Genomic DNA, 254 nt, shown 5'->3' on the forward strand with positions numbered 1-254 from the left:
CACCGCCGGCGACGTGGTCCGCGCCATGCGCGAGCAGAACGTGCAGGTCTCCGCCGGCCAGCTCGGCGCCGAGCCGATGGCCAACAGCAGCGACTTCCTGACCCTGATCAACGCCCAGGGCCACCTGCGCGACCAGAAGGAATTCGGCGAGATCGTGCTCAAGCGCGGCGAAGACGGCGAAGTGGTGCGGCTGTCCGACGTCGCCCGCCTGGAGCTGGGCGCCGGCGACTACAGCCTGCGCTCGCAGCTCGACG

1 protein-coding gene is annotated in these 254 nt (G+C 70.9%); it reads left to right on the forward strand.

Features of this window, described 5'->3' with window-relative positions:
* Window positions 1-254, forward strand: a 254-nt coding sequence (locus tag HKX41_12400; protein NNC24936.1) for a hypothetical protein, incomplete at both ends; no start/stop codon positions are given.

Origin of the sequence: Salifodinibacter halophilus, assembly GCA_012999515.1 — a bacterium.
Taxonomy (GTDB): domain Bacteria; phylum Pseudomonadota; class Gammaproteobacteria; order Nevskiales; family Salinisphaeraceae; genus Salifodinibacter; species Salifodinibacter halophilus.